This window comes from Vibrio sp. 2132-1 (assembly GCF_033344315.1).
Genome location: NZ_JAWPON010000686.1, coordinates 1 through 560, shown reverse-complemented (window position 1 = coordinate 560; position 560 = coordinate 1). Strand labels below are relative to the sequence as shown.

Here is a 560-nt window from a genome sequence, read left to right as displayed (position 1 = left end):
TGACAGTTCAACATCATCATCTAGCAAGCGTTTAAGTTGAGTCGCCACTAAAGAGGCGTGTGAAACCGCGAGGATATCGTCTGCCAGTCTTCCCGTGCCGATTTTCAATGTTGCGCCAACAAACAACCAGCGATAGACAATCGCAAGGCCGGAAACATGATAAAGTGGAAGCGACAACAACCAAGTGTCTTGTTGATGGAAGGTGAACTCACAAAGTAATCCCTCTGCCGAAGCAAGGTGCTGTCGATGCGTATGAACCACCGCTTTCGGTGCCCCCGTTGAGCCTGAGGTAAACACAATCGAAGCCAACCTGTCATGCTGATAGTCATCCTCAGTGTTTTCAACCACGGTATCTACCGTAGGCAAAGTGAGAAAAATCGCATTTAATGCTGCTTTCTCTTCGCTAGAGTAAGCGAACTCACACTCCGGAGTTAACCAAACAAAACGCGTTTTATGATCGCCGTACAGAGTGCAGAGCTTACCTTGTAGCGCCTCGATTGGCTGAGGCATAGTCAACGCGGTGATAGCGCCTAACTGTTGCGCAGCTAAATAAACCAGTA

At 48.4% G+C, this 560-nt stretch carries 1 protein-coding gene; it reads right to left on the bottom strand.

All coding sequences use genetic code 11. The features are described 5' to 3' along the window. A partial coding sequence (locus tag R8N47_RS27390; RefSeq protein ID WP_318186387.1) for an AMP-binding protein occupies positions 1-560 on the bottom strand: 560 nt, incomplete at both ends.